Origin of the sequence: Paraburkholderia sp. XV, from assembly GCF_020177535.1 — a bacterium.
GTDB classification, from domain to species: Bacteria; Pseudomonadota; Gammaproteobacteria; order Burkholderiales; family Burkholderiaceae; genus Paraburkholderia; species Paraburkholderia caribensis.
On sequence record NZ_JAGUUD010000131.1, the window covers coordinates 1 to 19,948 of the forward strand.

Annotated in this window: 15 protein-coding genes and 1 pseudogene; 8 read left to right on the forward strand and 8 right to left on the reverse strand. The window is 63.8% G+C overall.

What is annotated here, in order from left to right; all coding sequences use genetic code 11:
• The first annotated feature begins 139 nt into the window (after positions 1-139).
• On the forward strand, positions 140-805 hold the full coding sequence (locus tag KFO72_RS36015) for a LysE family translocator (protein WP_225034089.1): 666 nt from the start codon (positions 140-142) through the stop codon (positions 803-805).
• A 38-nt stretch (positions 806-843) separates the two neighbouring features.
• On the opposite strand, the gene rarD is transcribed toward KFO72_RS36015, so the two are convergent.
• Positions 844-1,719, reverse strand: coding sequence for an EamA family transporter RarD (gene rarD / locus KFO72_RS36020; protein WP_054928826.1), 876 nt, complete (start codon positions 1,717-1,719; stop codon positions 844-846).
• 296 nt (positions 1,720-2,015) lie between these two features.
• On the opposite strand from rarD, the gene KFO72_RS36025 reads away from it, so the two are divergent.
• Positions 2,016-2,804, forward strand: coding sequence for a sulfite exporter TauE/SafE family protein (locus tag KFO72_RS36025; RefSeq protein WP_054928827.1), 789 nt, complete (start codon positions 2,016-2,018; stop codon positions 2,802-2,804).
• A gap of 31 nt (positions 2,805-2,835) precedes the next feature.
• Here the strand turns inward: KFO72_RS36025 and KFO72_RS36030 are convergent, their stop codons facing one another.
• The 3 genes from KFO72_RS36030 to KFO72_RS36040 form a co-directional block, all read right to left on the reverse strand.
• Positions 2,836-3,090 (reverse strand): hypothetical protein, encoded by a 255-nt coding sequence (locus KFO72_RS36030; protein WP_225034090.1) that lies wholly within the window; start codon positions 3,088-3,090, stop codon positions 2,836-2,838.
• Positions 3,091-3,311: 221 nt separating this feature from the next.
• Positions 3,312-5,444, reverse strand: a complete 2,133-nt coding sequence (locus tag KFO72_RS36035; RefSeq protein WP_060599753.1) for a 3-hydroxybutyrate oligomer hydrolase family protein — start codon at positions 5,442-5,444, stop codon at positions 3,312-3,314.
• A gap of 576 nt (positions 5,445-6,020) precedes the next feature.
• Positions 6,021-6,377 (reverse strand): BON domain-containing protein, encoded by a 357-nt coding sequence (locus KFO72_RS36040; RefSeq protein ID WP_060599751.1) that lies wholly within the window; start codon positions 6,375-6,377, stop codon positions 6,021-6,023.
• Between the two features lie 545 nt (positions 6,378-6,922).
• Between KFO72_RS36040 and KFO72_RS36045 the strand changes: the two genes are divergently transcribed.
• From KFO72_RS36045 to KFO72_RS36065, 5 genes are all read left to right on the forward strand, one after another.
• Positions 6,923-8,467, forward strand: coding sequence for a TAXI family TRAP transporter solute-binding subunit (locus KFO72_RS36045; protein ID WP_054928830.1), 1,545 nt, complete (start codon positions 6,923-6,925; stop codon positions 8,465-8,467).
• Between the two features lie 168 nt (positions 8,468-8,635).
• On the forward strand, positions 8,636-9,280 hold the full coding sequence (locus tag KFO72_RS36050; RefSeq protein ID WP_054928831.1) for a 2-hydroxychromene-2-carboxylate isomerase: 645 nt from the start codon (positions 8,636-8,638) through the stop codon (positions 9,278-9,280).
• Between the two features lie 271 nt (positions 9,281-9,551).
• The gene (locus tag KFO72_RS36055) at positions 9,552-10,577 is read left to right on the forward strand and encodes a LysR substrate-binding domain-containing protein (protein ID WP_225034091.1); all 1,026 of its coding nucleotides are present in this window, start codon (positions 9,552-9,554) and stop codon (positions 10,575-10,577) included.
• A 93-nt stretch (positions 10,578-10,670) separates the two neighbouring features.
• Complete coding sequence (locus KFO72_RS36060) at positions 10,671-11,558, forward strand: hypothetical protein (RefSeq protein WP_225034092.1); 888 nt, start codon at positions 10,671-10,673, stop codon at positions 11,556-11,558.
• Positions 11,558-11,812: a hypothetical protein gene (locus tag KFO72_RS36065; protein WP_060599746.1), complete on the forward strand. Its 255-nt coding sequence runs from the start codon at positions 11,558-11,560 to the stop codon at positions 11,810-11,812. The genes KFO72_RS36060 and KFO72_RS36065 overlap by 1 nt, the downstream gene beginning before the upstream one ends.
• Before the next feature lie 475 nt (positions 11,813-12,287).
• Here the strand turns inward: KFO72_RS36065 and xdhC are convergent, their stop codons facing one another.
• Genes xdhC through xdhA form a run of 3 tightly spaced genes read right to left on the reverse strand, consistent with a single transcriptional unit; the run spans position 12,288 to position 16,803 of the window.
• The gene (xdhC, locus tag KFO72_RS36070) at positions 12,288-12,878 is read right to left on the reverse strand and encodes a xanthine dehydrogenase accessory protein XdhC (protein WP_225034093.1); all 591 of its coding nucleotides are present in this window, start codon (positions 12,876-12,878) and stop codon (positions 12,288-12,290) included.
• 22 nt (positions 12,879-12,900) lie between these two features.
• Entirely contained in the window at positions 12,901-15,255 is a 2,355-nt protein-coding gene (xdhB, locus tag KFO72_RS36075) for a xanthine dehydrogenase molybdopterin binding subunit (protein ID WP_176053890.1), read from the reverse strand.
• Between the two features lie 30 nt (positions 15,256-15,285).
• Positions 15,286-16,803 carry a xanthine dehydrogenase small subunit gene (xdhA, locus tag KFO72_RS36080; protein ID WP_225034094.1) on the reverse strand — a complete coding sequence of 506 codons (1,518 nt, stop codon included), beginning with the start codon at positions 16,801-16,803 and terminating at the stop codon, positions 15,286-15,288.
• Positions 16,804-17,201: 398 nt separating this feature from the next.
• On the opposite strand from xdhA, the gene KFO72_RS36085 reads away from it, so the two are divergent.
• Positions 17,202-18,413 carry an MFS transporter gene (locus tag KFO72_RS36085; protein WP_054928835.1) on the forward strand — a complete coding sequence of 404 codons (1,212 nt, stop codon included), beginning with the start codon at positions 17,202-17,204 and terminating at the stop codon, positions 18,411-18,413.
• Positions 18,414-18,672: 259 nt separating this feature from the next.
• Here KFO72_RS36085 and KFO72_RS36090 read toward each other — a convergent pair.
• Positions 18,673-19,811 (reverse strand): annotated as a pseudogene (locus KFO72_RS36090) (IS481 family transposase).
• Between the last annotated feature and the right edge of the window lie 137 nt (positions 19,812-19,948).

Here is a 19,948-nt window from a genome sequence, read left to right on the forward strand (position 1 = left end):
GGTGCCGCCCCGCACAGGGGCGACGCCTGAAGCGAGATAACGAATCGCGGATGCCAGCGCAGAGTCAAATCGCAGATGCCAGCGAAAAGTCCAAACCCCCCACAGCGTCGCAGACAAAAAAAACCAAACAGGAGCAAAAATGTTCAGCACATCACTCTTCCTGACGTCCGCAGGTGTAGGCCTCGCCGTCGCCGCGCCAGTCGGCCCCATGGGCATGCTCTGCATCCGCCGGACGCTCACGGACGGCCCCCGCGCGGGCCTTGCAATCGGCCTGGGCATAGCCGGCGGCGACGCCATCTACGGCCTGATTGCTGCGCTAGGCCTGGTGAGCGTATCGCACTTCATGCTGGCCTACGACAAGCCGCTTCACATCATCGCAGGGCTATTCCTGCTCTATCTCGGCATCCGCACGATGCTGCAAAAAGACCCCGCCGGCAACGGCAACGGCAACAGCAACAGCAACAGCAGCGACAACCCCGAAGGGAAACTATCCAACATCGGCCACGCAGGCGCAATCAAAGCCTTCGCCAGCGCCCTGCTGCTCACGCTCACCAATCCGCAAACGGTCATCATGTTCGCCGCCCTCTTCACGACGCTCGCGCCGCGCGGTCCGTTTTCATCGAGTGTCGCGCTCACGACCGTGCTCGGCGTGTTCTGCGGATCGATCGCGTGGTGGTGCGTGCTCGTGACGGCCGTGTCGCTCGCGCGGCATGCGATCGGCCACAAGCTGCGCGTGATCATCGACCGCATCGCCGGGCTGGCGCTCGCCGTGTTCGGCATCGTCGAGGTCAAGCGCGCAATCTGACCGCCACACAGGCAATCCATGCGCGGGCGAGCCACGCCTCAAGCCCGCGCAAACCGCGCGCGCCACAAGCCATCGAGCGAATACAGCGCCAGCGCAATCCAGATCGCGCCATAGCCGATCAGCTGTGCCTGCCCGAACGGCTCGCGATAAATCAGCACGCCAATGATCAGCTGCAACGACGGCGTCACATACTGGATCAGCCCGAGCATCGAAAGCGGAATTCGCCGCGCGCCCGCCGCGAACAGCAACAGCGGCACGGCCGTGATCGGCCCGGCCAGCGCAAGCAGCACCTTCACGCCGAATGACGCCGAGCCGAACCCGCTCTCGCCATGCGACGACGCAAACAACAGATACAGCACGGCGACGGGAAACAGCAGCACAGTTTCGAGCGTCAGCCCTTCGAGCGCACCCAACTGCGCCGTCTTGCGCAGCAGCCCATAGCCCGCAAAGCTGAACGCGAGCGCAAGGCTGATCCACGGCGGATGGCCGTTTTCCCACGTGAGCCACAACACGCCGCACGCGGCGACCGCGACGGAAAGCCACTGCACGCGCCGCAAGCGCTCGCCGAGAAACGCAAGGCCGAACAGCACGTTGATCAGCGGATTGACGAAATAGCCGAGACTCGCCTCGACGATATGCCCCGCGTTGACGGCCCAGATATAGATGCCCCAGTTCGTCGACAGCAACAGCGCGCTCGCAGCGAAGCGCGCCAGCAGCCGGCGATCGCGCAGCACAGGCGCAAGCCAGCGCCACTGCTGCCGCACGGTGAGCACGATGAACAGAAACAGCATCGACCACACCATCCGGTGTGCCAGCATCTCAACCGGCGAAATCTGATGCAGCGACTTGAAATAGATGGGAAAGAGTCCCCACAAGGTGAACGCGAGCAATGCGTAGGCGACGCCGTAATTCATTTTTATCGGTCTGGGATGGGGGGCACCGGAAACGGGAGGAAGAAGCGGCGCGCTGACGTGCCATTCGGCAAATCCCCGGCGCCCGAAACGCTTATTGTAAGCTGTCTGTCGGGACGGCCCGTTGCACAGCATCCGCCCACATTCGTACGCGGCAGCGCCGGTTTTGCGACAATAGCGGACTTTCGCCGCGCCGCCAGCCAGCATGAACATCCATTGGGATCATCTGAACGGCAGCAGGACGCACGGCTACCGGCAAGCTCGCCCGCAACCTTTTACGACCGTCCGCGGTCCGCGCAATGGCACTTCCCCATATCGATCTCCTGTATTCCGCGTCGGGTCTGTTCGTCGGCTTTCTGGTCGGACTGACGGGCGTGGGCGGCGGCTCGCTGATGACGCCGATCCTCGTGCTGCTGTTCAACGTCCATCCGGCAACGGCCGTCGGCACCGACCTGCTGTACGCCGCCGCGACCAAGGCGACGGGCACGCTCGTGCATGGCGTGAAGGGCTCGATCGACTGGCAGGTGACGCTGCGCCTCGCCGCAGGCAGTGTGCCCGCCGCCACCGTCACGCTGATCCTGCTGCACCGCTACGGCATGACCTCGACGCGCGGCGGACATCTGATTTCCCTCGTGCTGGGCGTGGCGCTGCTGATCACCGCGATCGCGCTGATCTTCCGGCCTCAGTTGACGAAGCTCGCGGCCTCGCGCAAGCGCGCGACGGGCCAGGGCAGCACACTCGCGCTGACCATGCTGACGGGCGCGATCCTCGGCGTGCTGGTGTCGCTGACCTCGGTCGGCGCGGGCGCGATCGGCGTCACCGTGCTGCTGCTGCTCTATCCGATGCTGCCGACCATGCGCATCGTCGGCTCCGATATCGCGCACGCCGTGCCGCTCACGCTGCTGGCGGGCGCCGGGCACTGGCTGCTCGGCTCGATCGACTGGTCGATGCTGCTCTCGCTGCTGGTCGGCTCACTGCCGGGCATCGTGATCGGCAGCTATCTGTCGTCGAAGGCGCCCGAAAAATTGCTGCGCAATCTCCTTGCTGCGACGCTGACGCTCGTCGGCGTGAAACTCGTCCTGTCCTGATCGCGAGCGGACGCGCAGCCGTTCGCCTGCATCACTTGAAGAAGCGGCAGTTCAGATCGGTTTCGAACTGCCGGACCCAGTGGCCAGCCGTGTCCTCGTGATAGGACTGCGCCCAGCCGCCGCGCCGGATCGTCAGAAGACGCGAGCGATGCGAGGTGTCGTCGGGAACGTCGCTTGCGCTGATGTCGAAATGCGCGGGCGCAAAGCCGTGCCGCGCGCACACCAGTTCGAAAGCAGCGCGCTCGCCGATGGGAAGGTCGGTGTAGGTGAAGCGGATCGTGTCCATGGCCGTCGCTCCGTGAAGCTTCGTCGATAACTTCACAGTACTGCACCCGACGGGTAAATTGTGTGTCACGGCGCACAAGAACGAAGCTCCGTCGCGTTTGGGCGAGGGCTGGCGCACAGTCCGTTCTCAGGCGACGCGACACGCTCGGATTTCTGTCATACGCGTGTCATGCGGCCCGCCGCGTTTCGTACCACGCGTGGCGAGCCGCTTCCTCTATCGCATCACTTCGGCACGTTCACCGCACCCGCTCCGACCTGAATCGCGTCCGAGCCCGGGTTCATCGAAATCGCGGGAAGATTGGCCGTCGTCAGCGCGGGCGCCGCGCCTGCCGTGCCGCCGCGCGGCACCGTGCGGATCACCTGCGACGGCGGCAGCGCCGCGCCGCCCTTCAGGTGATTCCACATCAGGTTCAGCGCCTGGATGTTGTAGTAGTGCACCGGAATGAAGCGCGTGTCGAAACCGGCCACACCCAGGAACGCGTCGAAGTGCTGGCCGTTCAGCACTTCATAGAACGCGAGCTGGCTCTTCGAGCCTTCCGTGATGCTGTTCATCGCCAGATACGCGCGCGACGCGTGGTTCACGGGCACGAGCGCATCGCTGCGTCCCTGCACGATGATGGCCGGCTTGCCGTGCAGGTTCGCGTTCACGCGGATCGCGTTGACGTTCTGCTGCATGCGCGCGTCGCCCGCCGTCCACAACGCGCGCAGACACGCGGCACCCGCGAAGGCGGCGTCCGCCGTGGCGAACCGATGGTCCGCGCCGCCCGCCGGCGAGACGTTGTAGACGAGGTTGATGCCGTTGGTCGGCGGCACGCCGTTGCCGAGGCCGAACACCGAGGGCATCGGCGCGACGGCTGGCGCGACCCCCGCCGCGCCCGTCGCCGCGTTCGTCGTGCCGAAGCTGAAGTCGCACAGGTTGTCGGTCACGCTCGACTTCGTGTACGCGTTCGCATACGTGACAGCGACGGCCGGCACGGCCTGCGAATCCCACATCGGCGCGTGCAGCAGATCGGAGTCGGACTCGTAACCGGCAGCGTGCAGTTTCGCGAGCGCGTCGTTGGCCTGGCTCGCCGCGTCCGCCCCGCTCACGAAGCCGCCCGCCGCCAGCGACGCGCAGCGCGCCGTGCGGATCGCCTGGGTGGTCGCGAGCGGCAGCGCCGTCAGATATGGCGCGCCCGTCGCCGCCGTCGCGGCTGCCGCGCAAGGCATCAGCATGTTCGCGTAGGTCATGTAGTCCGCGAGCGGCGCGCCCGCCGTGGGAATCTGCGCGCCGCCTTCGAACACCTTCGCCGCCGACGCCATGTTCAGATTGATCTGCGGCTCGCCGACCACGACAGCCGTGATCCACCCTTGCGTGTCCTGCTCGGCGGCCGCGAGCGACGCGCCGCCGCCATTGCTGACGGAAGCCGCGATGGTGGTGATGCTGCCCGCGCCGTAGCGCACGCCATGCTGCTGTGCATTGTTGTTGACGGTCGGCGCGAACTGCTGGTTGAGCGCCCAATACGCGAACTGGATCGCTTCGAGCGTGTCGTGTCCCCAGTCCTGTTCGGGGTTCTGCTGCGAATGCGCATGCTTGAACGCGTAGCGGTTCGGAAAGCCGGCGTTGAACGACGCCAGATTCGCCGACGACACGTTCGCCGTGAAGAGGCTCGCCGTGCCCGCGCCCGCTGCCGTCGACAGCGTGCCGTTCATCAGCGTGACGAGCCCCGTCTGCATTTCTTCCGCGCCGTTACCGCTGCCTTTGTCGGTGTAGGCGACCGCGCAGCCGCGCTTGAGGCCCCACTCGCCCGCCGCCGAAATCGCGCCGTACACGCCACGCGAGCCCGACGACGTCGCCGTGACGATGCATGGATTATTCGGATCGAACGTGCCGGGCACCTGGACCATCAAGGTCACGTTCTGCTTGCCGGTGCCATTGTCGGCGTACGCAAGGTACTCTGTGCCGGCGATCTTGCCTTCGCCGAGCGTGTCGTTGCCGTTCAGATCGACGTTAGGCCCCCAGAAGCGGCCATAGCCGCCGTTCGACGACATGTCGACGAGCGCGCGATAGTTCGACCAGATCGCGAGCCGGCGCAACTCCGCCGCCGTCGGACTCGCCGCGTTCGCGAACGATGGCGCCGTTGCGGAACCGAGGCCCGTCTTGCCGAGCCCACCCGTCAGCAGATCGTCGCTGTTGCCGTCGTACGCCGTCGTGGTCACGCTGCCCGATACCACAAACGAGGGTAGTGCGTTGACGGTCTGGCTGTGATGATCGTCGCCGTGGCCACACGCGGCGAGCAGGATCGAAGTGGTGGCGAAGCAAAGCGCAGTGGCAGCACGTCTGAACAACAGTTTCCCTGTCATTACCGTCTCCATTGTCTTGTTGTCGATGCCGTATCGCGCCCATCCGCAACCAGCCTGCATACCTGCATGCAGCGCAGCGGGCGCGGGTGCGGCGGCTGGTCCAATGCAAGTTTCGCGCCGATCTGCTGCACGTCGCGGCGCCGTCGCCCGATGGCTTGCGTGACGCCGGTTCGCACGCGAAGAAACGCGCGGGCCAACACGCGTGCCGTCCTGATTCAGAGACACCGGCAGGCACGCGAGGCCCGCCGCAGTGACCTTGAAACAGCCGCAAACGCCCGCCACGCCAGCGTCTCCCCTGCTATGCGGGCGGTGTCCACGCAAAGAGACGCGATGCGAGCAGTCCCATTTCGTGGAGCCCGGGCCGCCTTCGCTTGCGCGTTGCCGCGCGCGCTTTGACGCCCGCCTGGATGCGCGCGCAACGAAGTGCGCCCAAAACGAAACGGGCTCCCGTTCGAAACGGGAGCCCGCTTGTCATTCTGACCGGTAAGCACGCAGCAACATTGCAGTGTGCCGTTCGTCAGGCGACCGGTTGACGGCTGCCCGCGAGCCGGATCATGGTCCGGCCTGCACGGGCGCGGCCCTTGCCGCTTATTGCTGCTGGACGTTGATCTTGTTCGACACCGACGTCACGCCAGCCACGCCCTTCGCGACTTCGCCAGCCTTCTGGATCTGGTCGTTGTCGGGGGCCGTGCCCGTCAGCGTGACTGCGCCGGCACGGGCGCGGACGTTGATGTTCGACACGTCGAGGCCTTGCGTCTTCGCGAGGGCCGAGCGGACCTTCTTGCCCAGCGCGCGGTTTTCCGACTTGGCAGCCTTCGAATTGGCGGCAGGTGCAGTTGCCGTCGTGCCGGTGGACGTGGAGTCGCTTGCCTGGGCATACGCGTGGCATGCAACAACCATTGCGACAACACCACCCAGTGCCTTCAGAAAATCGACCGATTTCATACCTTCTCCTTTTTGCTTGGTTTGGACCGCGTTTGACTGCGGCTTGGTTACGACTACGTGAGGCCCGACTGCACGCGCGCGAAGGCGCGACGAGGCATGGCGAGCCAGGAGCGTTGTCACGGTCTGCGAGAGAGGCATTGGAAAGGATGACGGCCGGCGCGATCCAGCGCGCGGCGGTGCATGACACCGGCCGTGCGCCGCGCGGTTGGCAGCGTGCCCTGGTCTCGTCTGTCTCGCCGGGTCGCGCTGCGCCAACGTCGATGCGCGGCAGCGTTGCCAATGTAATCTAGCCGCGCAAGTTCTGCAAAGGATATCGCGCGTTCTGCACGGTTCCTGTTGCGGCCCGTTCCCGTCCGGGGCAAAACGGAACGGCCGTGCCAGATGTGCTTCGACGGCCCGCCGTGGGGGCGCCGTGAGCCGCATCCCGTCTTTCCAGGTCACTTTTTGTTACGCGTTTACGGCCCCGCGCGCCCGCCGCACGCGCCGCCGCGGCGTCAATCTCCTGTACCATCGGCGCGAATTCATCCGACAGCACAAGCATTCCCATGAAGCCTTCCGACGGACGTCGCCCGGAACGCCCCTCTGAGCGCAAGCCGCCCCACCTCGTCGCCCGCTTCGTGGCGATCTCCTGGCGCGATCTCGCCGTATCGTTCGGCCCCATCCTGATAATCAGCGCAATAGCGATCTACGTCGCCGTGCGGCTGATCCAGCCCGCCCCGCCCAACACGCTGACGATGGCGGCCGGACCCAAGGGCAGCACCTTCTGGGTCGCCGCGCAGAAGTACAAGGAAATCCTCGCGCGCAACCGCATCACGCTCAACGTGCTGGAGACGGAAGGCTCGCTGGACAATTACCGGCGACTGGCCGACCCGCACGCGGACATCGACGTCGGCTTCGTCCAGGACGGCATCGCGCCGTCCAAAACAACTGACGATCTGATGTCGCTCGGCAGCGTCTCGTATGTGCCCGTGGCGATCTTCTATCGCGGGCCGATGATCACGCTGCTGTCGGAGTTCAAGGGCAAGCGCATCGCGATCGGCGCCGAAGGCAGCGGCACGCGCGAGCTCGCGCTGCAGTTGCTGAAGGCGAACGGCATCACGCCCGACGGCCCGACGAAGCTGCTGCCGCTGTCCGGCGACGACGCAGCCAAAGCGCTGACGGAAGGCAAGATCGACGCGGCGATCCTGACGGGCGACTCCGCGCAGCCGCCCGTGATGGGCAAGCTGTATCGCACGGCGGGCGTGCAGTTCTACGACTTCACGCAAGCCCCCGCCTACGCGAAACGCTTCCCGTATCTGACGCAGCTCGAAATGCCGATGGGCTCGTTCGATCTCGGCAAAAACCTGCCGTCGACCACGCTGCACATGATCGCGCCGACGGCCGAACTGGTCGCGCGCGATTCGCTGCATCCGGCGTTGTCGGATCTGCTGATCGATGCGGCGCACGAAGTGCACGGCAAGGCGACGGCATTGCAGCGGGCGGGCGAATTTCCCGCGCCGCTCGCGCACGACTTCCCGATCAGCGAGGACGCCGCCCGCTACTACAAGTCGGGCAAGAGCTTCCTGTACCGGGTGCTGCCGTTCTGGCTGGCGAGCCTCGCCGACCGGCTGCTGGTCGTGCTGGTGCCGATCATCGTCGTGCTGATTCCGGGGCTGCGGCTCGTGCCGTCGCTGTATGCGTGGCGCGTGAAGTCGCGCATCTACCGCTGGTACGGCGCGCTGATCGCGATCGAGCGCGAGGCGCTCAACGAGACGTCGGCGGCCGAGCGCGAGGCGCTCATCGTGCGGCTTGACAAGATCGAGGAATCGGTCAACGGTCTGAAGATGCCGCTTGCGTATGCGGATCAGTTCTATGTGCTGCGCGAGCATATCGGCTTCGTGCGGGCGCGCCTCACACGCGATTCGGACGCGGCTAGCACGCCTCACAGGGCTGCCGCGGCGGCTGAAGGTCCCGCCGCCGGCCGCGCTGAAGCCCGTGCGGCAATGCACGAGAGCCACGCGGCGCAAGCGCATCACGACCATCCCGAAAGCCACTCAAGCGACGATAGCGAAACCAGGCCCGGCGGCGACCATCCTGCCCGCACCTCTTGACGGCCGCGAGCGCGTGCGCCCGGCCAACGCCGCGCCAACAGTGGCCGCGGTAACGCCATTTTGTGAAATGATGCGCACGCGGCGTGCTCCGCGTAAGATCGAAACAATCACAACGGGCCGGAGCGCTCATCGCCGACGGCCCGCCGATTCCGGCAACCGGGAGACATCATGACCGATGGCATCGACGCCACGCAGCCACTGTGGTTTTACGACTTTGTCTCACCGTTCTCGTATCTGCTGCTCGAACAGCACGACAAATGGCCCGAGTTGCCGTTCGTGCTGACGCCCGTGTTGCTGAACGATCTGTATCGCCACTGGGGCCAGCGGGTTGCGTATGACGTTCCCGCGAAACGCATTTTCACGTACCGGTACGCGCTCTTTCGCGCGGAGCAGCTGGGCATTCCGTTCCGCATGCCGCCCGCGCATCCGTTCGATTCGACCAAACCGATGCTGCTGTCCATTGCGCTCGGCTCCGACCTGCAAACGGTGCGGGAGATTTTCCGCTTCATCTGGCGCGACGGACGCGACCCGTCGAGTGCCGACGGCTTCGCCGCACTGTGCGAAAAGCTGAACGTGCCGAATGGCCAGGAACTGATCGAGCGCGAGGCGACGCGCGCGCAGCTGATGCGCAATAGTACCGACGCCATTGCGATCGGCGTGTTCGGCGTGCCGACGTTCTGGCTGAACAAGCAGTTGTTCTGGGGCGAAGACGCGCTGCCGATGGTGCTCTATTGCGCGCGTACGCCGAACTGGCTCGACTCGAAGGAAGTGAAGCGGATCACGTCGCTGCCGTCGGCGCTGTCGAAGGCCTGAGCGCGCTTGACGGGGTTCGCCGGCCAGCGGCGGGTGCGCTGCCTTGCATCGCGTGACATGGCGTGGTGCCCGGCAAGTGGGCGAATCGCCAGCCGTGATGCCCGTCATAGGGCATGCGCTATGGCCCGCGCAGGGCAAAACGGCCTAAGGTTATAGCTTCGCGCGCGCATGCGGCGAGGCGTCGGGCACGAGGACGCCGCGGCATGCGCAATGCACCGTTCGACACACGCATTCGAAAGCCTTCAAAGGGCCTTCCCCGCCCCGCCGATTCATGGACGACAACGCCGCTTCACTCGATATCTGGCTCGTGCGTGTGCTGCGCACGCTGCTCGTCGAGCGCAGCGTCACGCAGACCGCGTTACGGCTGAACCAGACGCAGCCGGCCATCAGCACCGCGCTGCGCAAGCTGCGCGAAACGCTGAACGACCCGATTCTCGTGCGCGGCAAGTCGGGCATGGTGCCGACGGAGTACGGTGAATCGCTGCTCGCGTCGGTGCAGAAGGTATTGCGCGACGTCGATTTCGTCGCGACGCCGCACGGCGACTTCGATCCGGCTCGCTCGCGCCGCACATTCCGCATCGCCGCACCCGACTATCTGAACGACTTCTTCATGCCGACCGTGATCGCGCAATTCCGCGAGGCGGCGCCGCATGCGCGGCTCGAGATCGAGTCGCTCGGCCCGCTGCTCGATCATGCGTGCGCGCTCGATGCCGGCGAGCTCGATCTGGTGATCGGCAACTGGCCGAAGCCCGACGGGCGCTTCGAGCGCAGCGACCTGTTCTCCGATACCGTCGTGTGCATGATGCGCGCCGATCATCCGCTCGCGAAAGCGCCGCTCACGCGCGACGCCTATCTCGCCGCGCCACATCTCGCGCCCGCTCACTACAGCGGCGCGCGCGGCGGTGCGATCGATATGGGCTTTGCGCGCGCGCAGGCGGCGAGGCGCATTGTCGCGACACTGCCGTACTTCGGGCTCGTGCCGCAAGTGCTGCTGCAATCGGACCTCATCTTCACGACGACGCGCCGCTTTGCGCTGCATTATGCGGAGATGCTGCCGCTGGCCGTCGTCGATGTGCCGATTCCGTTTCCGCGCATCAAGTGCTACCAGATGTGGCATCCGCAGCCGGACCGGCCTAGCGATATCGAGTGGTTGCGCGGCCTGATGGCGCAAGTGTCGGAGATGCTGGTGGCGAAGAAGGCGCGGCGCGCGCGCGGGGCGGCGAAGGAATCGACGGGGGAGAAAAAAACGGACGCCGCAAGTCACCCCGCTGCGCCCGTGGGAGGAACCGCTCGGTAGATCACGCGCCCGCCTGATCTTTACAAAGGATGACGATCCATCCGCCGTTGATTCGCTACGATGTTTCACCTGCTCAAAAGCGGACGGCGGCTCATGGCGACAGAACTCAAAACGGATGCCTGGCATCGCTACATGATGTATCGGAGCGATGACGCGTCGCATGTGCAATTTGCGTCGACGGCGAACGGACAAACGGCCATCGAGGCGGGCAAGAAGTTCGCCGGTCGAGCGCGCTCGGATGTCTGGGCAAAAGACATGGCCCTCGTAGGTCGCGTGCGGCGGTTTCTTGGCGCGAATTTTCACTGGCACGCGCGCCTTTCGAAGTCAGGTTCGGATCTCGAAGTCGTCGAGATGCTGCAACTGATGGTGCGCGGCGGTTCCATCCATGTGGTTGCGCAGGAGCCAGCGCGCGTCGGAAGCGTGGCGTCGGTAACGGAAAATCCAAAGTCGTCGTTCTGGGGCTCAGACCATTACAGTCATATCTTCGACGTACCGTTCGCCGACCGCTACCAGGCCCAGCTCGAAGCGATGAACGCCGGCGGCCCGAGCTTGTCCGATATACGCGCCATGAATGACAGCATCAATGTGGAGTTCATGCATGCAGCCGTGCTGGCCGATCCGCTCGGGACCCTGCCCGTTTTTGCGCGGGCTGGATGGGTCAGCAAGTACGGATTGCCTGATCTGTCGGAATACGGTATGGATCGAAATGCGGATGCCAAATCTTTTGCTGGCGACGCATCCACAACTTTCACGAACAGTCCGCCATTTGGATACGAACCTGACCAGTCCGAAGATAGCAGCGTCATCGACATCGCTGCACGAGGCCTGAGCGAAGCGGAAGAAGCTGAATGCGACGCAATGTATGAGGCTCGCATGACATACTGCAACGCCTTGAGCAAAATGTACGGCAACGACGCGCGTACTTACCTCGCGTGCAAACAACAGGCGTTCCAGGATTACCAGGCATGCAGGGGCTACTAATGACCGAATATTTTGTTTCTTACTATGACCCCGATACCGCGACAATCAAAACAGGATTCGTCGATGCTCGCGTGTTCAAAGATGTTCGTATGAATCTGGCCATGGAACACGAGGTTGGGGCAAGCAATCCTATCAGCGACGAATTCGCACGCCGTTTTGGCGGCGCCGCCCTTCTCTGGTTTGCGACGCAACATCCCGAGCTACGCGAATTTCTTGAGATCACAGACGGCAAGGGCAGCAAGATCACGCTCTAAGAACGAGCAGCCCGGTAAGGTCGCACATGAATTCGACACACCGATACACGACGCCGAGATGACTGGCGTGACCTATTAAGGACAGACCGAAGCGTAAGCATCGATCTCAATCTGGCGGCCCGCGGGATCAAGCTGATGTTTTCGGGGATGCAGGCATTCCGCGCTAACGACTTTGGATTGCAGAAGGTCTTGTCACGCGTGCTTCTCTCAACGTCTCACAGGTTCTCGGCCGATGAGATACGCGACTATGTCCAATCGGCTCACAGTCAGCACGATTACAAAGCTTCTTGAGCGGATCAAAAGGTCGCAGAAATCGACGCGGCGATCTCCCGAGACAAACTCGTGCTGTTCGTGATCGAGCCGCCTGTCGGAGTGGAAATCGTCGTCCTGTGCGAGAAGACGCAGATTGTCGAAGAGAAAAAAACGGACGCCGCAAGTCACCCCGCTGCGCCCGTTGGAGGAACCGCTCGGTAGATCACGCGTCGACGCAATGCACTTCCTGAACAGACGGAAGAACTGCCAGCGAAACCTGCTGCGACCTCACCTGCAACAACTCCGCGCACACCGCCACCGCAATCGACGGCGGCGCCTTATCGACGATCCCGGGCACGCCGATCGGGCACGTCATCTCGAACAGCCTCTGCGGATCGACACCCCGATCGAGCAAACGCCGCTCGAACTTCACGCGCTTCGTCTTCGAGCCGATCATTCCGAAGTACGCAAAATCGCGCCGCCGCATGATGCGCTCGGTAAGCGCGAAATCCAGCGCATGGTTGTGCGTCATCACGAGAAAGAACGCGCCGGCAGGCGCCGCGTCGACGATGGCGCCGGGCGTGTCCGTCGCTTCGATCTGCACGTTCGCGGGCACTTCGTCGGGGAACAGTTCGTCGCGTTCGTCGACCCATTGGACGACGCACGGCAACCGGCCAAGCAGCGCGACGAGCGCATGGCCGACATGGCCCGCGCCGAACAGCACGATGTGCATCGGCGGCGGCAACTGCGTCGCGTGGCCGCTGCGCCGGCCAATCTGAACCGGCGTCTGCGCGACAGTCGAAACGTGCATCATGACGAACGCCCTCTCCTGAAGTTTACTGTCCAGCAGCGCGAACCGCACGGACAGCCTTGAGGATTTCCTCGCCGGTCGCGGGCGCGTTCAGCGGCGGATTCACCTTGTAGTCGCCGACAGCAGCGACGGCATCGCGGATCGCGAAGAACACCGAGAACGGCAGCAACAGCGGCGGCTCGCCCGTCGCCTTCGAACGATGGATGCTGTCCTCTGCGTTGCGGTTCTTGAAGAGCCGCACGCGGAAATCGGGCGGCGTGTCGTTGACGGTCGGGATCTTGTAGGTGGACGGCGCGTGCGTCATCAGCTTGCCGCCCGCGTTCCACCACAACTCTTCCGTCGTCAGCCAGCCCATGCCCTGAATGAAGCCGCCTTCGACCTGTCCGACGTCGATGGCAGGGTTCAGCGACGCGCCGACGTCGTGCAGCGCATCGGCACGCAACACGCGCATTTCGCCCGTCAGCGTGTCGATCACCACTTCCGACACAGCCGCGCCGTACGAGTAATAGAAGAACGGCCGGCCTTGCAGCTTCGCCTGATCCCAGTAGAGCTTCGGCGTCGCGTAGAAGCCATCGGACCACAACTGCACGCGAGCGAGGTATGCCTTCGCGATCACTTCCTCGAACGGCACGATGGCGTCGCCAACCAGCACGCAGTCGCCCGCGAAACGCACCTGCGCTGACGTCACCTCGCCCGCGCCGAACTTTTCGGCAGCGAATGCGGCAAGACGCTCGCGCAACTGGCGCGCGGCATCCTGTGCGGCCTTGCCGTTCAGGTCCGAACCCGTCGATGCCGCCGTCGCCGACGTATTCGCAACCTTCGACGTATCCGTCGCCGTGACGCGCACGCGGTTGAAGCTCACGCCAAGCTCATGCGCGACGACCTGCGCGACCTTGGTGTTCAAGCCCTGGCCCATCTCCGTGCCACCGTGATTCACCAGCACCGAGCCATCGGTATAGATATGAACGAGCGCGCCCGCCTGGTTGAAGTGCGTCACGTTGAACGCGATGCCGAACTTGCAAGGCGTGAGCGCGAGCCCCTTCTTCAGCACCTCGTTGTTGCGGTTGAATTCGAGAACTTCCGCACGACGCCGGCGGTAATCGCTGGTTGCTTCGAGTTCGTCGATGAGTTCGTGTATCACGTTGTCTTCGACGATCTGCCCATACGGCGTCTGGTTGCGCTCGGTCTTGCCGTACAGATTGCGGCGGCGCACGTCGAGCGAATCCTTGCCCAGCGAGCGCGCGATGTCGTCCATGATGTACTCGATTGCGAACGCGCCCTGCGGACCACCGAAGCCGCGGAATGCCGTATTCGACTGCGTATTCGTCTTGCCGCAAAAGCCGTCGATGGCGACGTCCGACAGAAAGTACGCGTTGTCGAAATGGCACACGGCCCGCGTCATCACGGGACCGGACAGATCCGCGGAGAAGCCGCAGCGCGAGGTCATGTCGACCGTCACGCCTTCGATCACTCCTTCGTCGTCGTAGCCGACGTCATACGTATAGTGGAAATCGTGGCGCTTGCCCGTGATCATCATGTCGTCGTCGCGGTCCGGGCGCAGTTTCACCGGGCACAACAGCTTCCACGCCGCGAGCGACGCGCAGCACGCGAACATGCTCGATTGCGATTCCTTGCCGCCGAAGCCGCCGCCCATGCGCCGGCACTCGACCGCCACATTGTGCGAATGCACGCCGAGCATGTGCGAGACGAGGTGCTGCATTTCGGTGGGGTGCTGGGTCGAGCAATACACGAGCATGCCGTCGTCGTCCTTCGGCACCGCGTAGGAAATCTGCCCTTCCAGATAGAACTGCTCCTGGCCGCCCAGCAGCATTTCGCCCGCGTCGCGATGCACGGCGCGTTGCAGTTTCGACGCGGCATCGCCACGCGCGAGCTTCATCGGTGGGATGACGCTCTGGTTCGCGGCGCGCGCCTGCTGCGCCGTCAGCACGGCGGGCAGTTCTTCAAACTCGATGTCCGCGCGACGCGCGCCAAGACGCGCCGCATCGTGCGACGTCGCAACGACGATGAACATCGGCTGGCCGACATACTGGACGACGCCATCCGCGAGAATCGGATCGTCGCCCTTGACGATCGGCGCGCAATCGTTGTGGCCGGGAATATCGGCCGCCGTGAACACAGCGACGACGCCGGGCGTCGCGCGCACTTTATCGAACGACATCGACAGGATTTTCGCGTGCGCTTTCGGTGACGTGCCCAGCGCCGCGTGCAGCGTGCCCGCGAGTTCGGGAATGTCGTCGGTGTAGGTGGCGCGGCCGCTGACGTGCAGATGCGCGGATTCATGCGGACGCGACACGTGGACTTGCGTGAATTCGGCGAGTTCTTTCGCGTCCTTCAGGAACGGTTCGGCTTGCTGGTTCATTCGGTTGGTTCTCCGTTTCCTTTTTGTCCGTCAGGCCGCAGCGCCTGCTGCCGATACCGCGCGCACGTCGAGGGCGCTCTTTTGCAGCGGATTGTTCGGGCGCGTTTCGAGCCAGAAGCGGTACAGCGTGTTCGTTGCGGCTTCGAGACGGTAGTCACTGGTTGCGCGCATATCGCTGAGCGGCTGGTAGTCCTTCGCGAGCGCGAGCATGGCGATCTGCGCAGTCGCTTCGTGCCACTCGTTGTCGGCGAGCGCGGCTTCAGCGTGCGCCGCGCGCTTCGGCGTCGCGGCCATGCCGCCGAACGCGATGCGCGGCTCGCGGATCGTCTCGCCGTCGGCGATGAACGAGAACGCGGCGCACACGGCGGAAATGTCCGAGTCGAAGCGCTTCGAAATCTTGTAGGTACGGAACTTGAAGTGCTTGCGAGCCTCGTTGCGCGCGGGCACCTTCAGCGCCACGACGAACTCGTGTTCGGCCATATCCTTCTTCTGATACGCGAGGTACAGATCTTCGAGCGCCAGCTCACGTTCGGTCTCGCCGCCGCGCAGCACGACGCGCGCGCCTAGCGCGATCAGGCCCGGCATCGAATCGCCGATGGGCGACCCGTTCGCCACATTGCCGCCGATCGTGCCCGCGTTGCGGATCGGCAGCGACGCGAAGCGCTGCCACATTTCGGTAAGTTCGGGGTATTGCTTCACCAGTTCGGCATACGCGCGTTCGACCGTGACGCCCGCACCGATCTCGATCCAGTCTTGCGTCACGCGAATCGTCTGCATTTCCGCGATCTGGCCGACGTACACGATATGACCGAGGTCACGCATCATCTTCGTGACCCACAAGCCGATGTCGGTGCTGCCGGCGAGAATGCGCGTGGTGGGCGCGTCGGCCTTGATCTTCGCGAGCGCGGCGACCGTGCGCGGCGCATCGAACTGCTGGCCGTTGCATTCGTAGTGGAAGGTTTCGCCGCGTTCGAGCGCCGCGAGTTTGCCGGCGAGCGCCTTCACGTCGACGGGTGCTTTCGGCGCGGGCAGTTCGAACATGCGCTCGGCCGCTTCGATGATCGGGCGATAGCCGGTACAGCGACACAGGTTGCCCGTCAGCGCGTTGGCGATATCGGCGCGGTCCGGCACGGTCCTGTTTGCGCACGAATGCTCGTGGCCGTGCTTCTCATACATTGACCACATCGACATCACGAAGCCCGGCGTGCAGAAACCGCACTGCGAGCCGTGACACTCGACCAGCGCTTCCTGCACGGGATGCAGGCTGCCGTCCGGCTGGCGCAGGTCTTCGACGGTGAAGAGCGCCTTGCCGTCGAGCGTCGGCAGAAACTGGATACACGCGTTGACCGCCTTGAAGCTGACGCCGCCGGTGTCGTTGCGTTCGCCGATCACGACGGTGCACGCGCCGCAATCGCCTTCCGCGCAGCCTTCCTTGGTGCCCGTGCAGCGCGCGTCTTCGCGCAGGTATTGAAGGACGGTGCGGGTGACGGGTGCGTCGGTGATCTCACGGATCGCGTTGCGATGGTAGAAGCGGATCGGCTGGCTCATGTCTCGTGCTCGTTTCGGTTGTTCGCGTCCGCGTGGGGCGAGCGGACGGTGCGGCTGATGGTTCGAAAAGTAGCATCATCAATATTCACAACCCATAGGTCCGATCGCATGGAGGACATATAGCTGGAGCGATAAATTGAGACGGCGGCGGAGCCTCGAGCTTATATTGTGATGTCTTATTCTCAGTATATTCGTTTGTTTTACTTCTAAACGGACAAAAGCTGCCGCAGCGACACCGACGGAAGCAGTGTCCGAGTGTCAGAAAAATTGATGGAAAACCGTCAGATGACGCGACGAGCCCGTTTTTTGGGCGACAAAATTATTAAGCAAACCCTGCAAGTGAATCGGTTCCATGGGAAAATCATGGCTTCCCGCCAAATTCAAGTCTCGTTTTCCCCATGTCCGCCGACTCCGCTACACCGCGCAGCGAATTTGCGACCACTTTGCAGATCATTCCGGTCGTTTTTTTCACGTTTCTTTGTTATCTGACGATCGGCATTCCGCTCGCGGTGCTGCCGGGCTACGTCCACGACGACCTTGGCTACAGTGCCGTGATCGCGGGTCTGGCGATCAGCGTGCAGTACTTTGCGACGCTGGCGTCGCGTCCGCTCGCCGGCCGTTCGGCGGATACGCTTGGGCCGAAGAAGACGGTGACGATCGGCTTGATTGGTTGCGGCGTGAGCGGCGTGCTGTTGCTGCTGGCGGTGCTGCTTGGCCGGTGGCCGACGTTGAGTCTTAGTCTTCTGGTGCTGAGCCGGCTGGTGCTGGGCTTCGGCGAGAGCCTGTGCGGCACGGGCGCGATCTTGTGGGGCATCGGGCGGGTCGGCACGACGAACAATGCTCGCGTGATTTCCTGGAACGGCATCGCGACCTATGGCGCGCTCGCGATTGGCGCGCCGTTGGGCGTCGCGATTGCGCATAGCGTGGGGTTTTTTGCGCTTGGGGTTGTGGTGATTGTGCTTGCGGCGCTGGGGTTTTATCTGGCGCGCCTGATTGCTGCTGTGCCGGTTGTGCATGGCGAGCGGATGTCGTATCGCAGTGTGTTTACCCGTGTGCTGCCGCACGGTATCGGGCTTGCGCTTGGGTCGGCCGGGTTTGGGTCGATCGCGACTTTCATCACGCTGTTTTATGCGGCGAACCACTGGCCGAATGCGGCTTTGTCGTTGACCGTGTTCGGTACGTTGTTCATCGGCGCGCGCTTGCTGTTCGCCAACACGATCAAGACGTATGGTGGTTTTCGTGTCGCGATCGCTTCGTTCTCTTTTGAGTGCGTTGGGTTGCTGTTGCTGTGGCTTGCGCCGGAGCCGCATATTGCGCTTGCGGGCGCTGCGTTGACCGGGTTTGGTTTCGCCCTGGTGTTTCCGGCGCTCGGCGTCGAGGCGGTTGGGCTTGTGCCGCCCGCCAGCCGCGGCGCGGCGTTGTCGGCTTATTCGGTTTTTCTCGATCTGTCGTTGGGGATTACGGGGCCGCTGGCCGGGTATATCGCTGGTGAATTTGGATATGGGTCAGTGTTCCTGTTCGCAGCTGTTGCCGCTGCGGCGGCTGTTGCACTGTCCACTATGCTTTATTTGCGCAATGCGCGGACGCCTAATGCGCCTGCGGCGGCCTAAGGTTGGCGCTTGCAGCGGGCGGTTGGGTTTTGGGTTTCTGCTTTTCGGTTTGGTTGTTTTTGGGTTTGCTGGTGTTGGGTTGGGGTTGGCTTTGTAGCGCGGCTGGTTTGGTTTGCTTATGTCTGCGCTGGCATCCGCGATGCGTTAGCTCGCTTCAAGCGTCGCCCCTGTGCGGGGCGGCACCTACTTTTCTTTGCCGCCGTGTACAGACTGGAGACATGGTTGACACATGTACAGAGACATCGCTGACACATGATGGTCAGGGTTTTGCTGCCTTCAGGTCAAGTTTTGCGACCCGCTGATGGGCGAACCAGATGTCGATCACACCGTCTTCGTCCTCGCTCGGGCGGGCGGCCACCTGCAGTCCCTTGAGTGCGATCGAGAGCTTCAGTTTCTCGCCGCGCACGCGCACCACGCCGCTTGAGTTGACCCGTAAAACCTCGTCGCCGCAGCGGTATTCGGGCTCTGGCAGCCGCCCAGGCATCCTGCGCAGGCTGCACGCGTAGCGGGTGAGCGGCACCGCCATTCCCAGTGCCTCGTGCGGACGCTCGGTGTTGTACACCTGCCGCCAGCGATCCAGTTCCCGCTGCACGTGCTCGTGCGTGGTGAACGCATGCCGCTGCAACACTTCGGCCTTCAGCGAGCGGTGAAACTGTTCATCCTGCCGTTGGTCTGCGGGTGATACGGCCGGCTATAGCTCACATGGATGCCCAGCCGGATCAGCCAGACCGCGAGCTCGGTGAGCTGGCCCGGCGCGCTGGGCGAGCCCCATGGCGCGCCGTTGTCGGTGTTGATGCACGAAGGCAGCCCGTAGCAGCGGAACGCCCGCTCCAGCGCTTCCTGCACGACCTGCGTGGTGGTGCGCGAGCAGGCGCTCAGCACGACGTTGTAGCGCGAGTGGTCATCGATGACCGTCAATGGCGCGCAGCGTCCGCTCTCCAGGGTCGGGAAGTCACCCTTGAAGTCCATCTGCCACAGCGAGTTCGGATACTCGTGCTCGAAGCGCTGCCAGTGCTGGCGCTGGCGCGACGCCTGTTCATCGATGAGCCCGTGACGGCGCAGGATCTCAGTGATCGTGGCGGGCGCGGGAATCTGTGTTTCGCCCAGATCGCGCAGGCGCTGGGCGATCTTGCGCCCGCCCCAGCCGTGCGCCTGGCGCATTTCGAGCACCCGCGCCTCGATGGTCTGCGCTGAGCGTTTGGGACTGTGATGCGGGCGGCGGGAGCGGTCGGCCAGGCCCTTGATGCCTTCCGCCCTGTGACGGGCCAGCCACTTGTAGCCGGTCTGGCGGGTGATCGTGTATTTGCGGCACAGTTCGCTGAACGCGAGCGCCTGTGTGGCGGCCTCACGGACGAAATCTTCGCGGCGATTCATGATGTCTTTTACATCCCAGGGCATGGTTGAAAATCCGGGCGTTTGATTACCCGAAAGTGTCAACGATGTCCCTGTACACCTGTCAGCGATGTCTCCAGTCTGTACACCGCCGCAAAGAAAAGTAGGCAAAAGAAAGCGGCTCACACCGCCAATTCTTGACG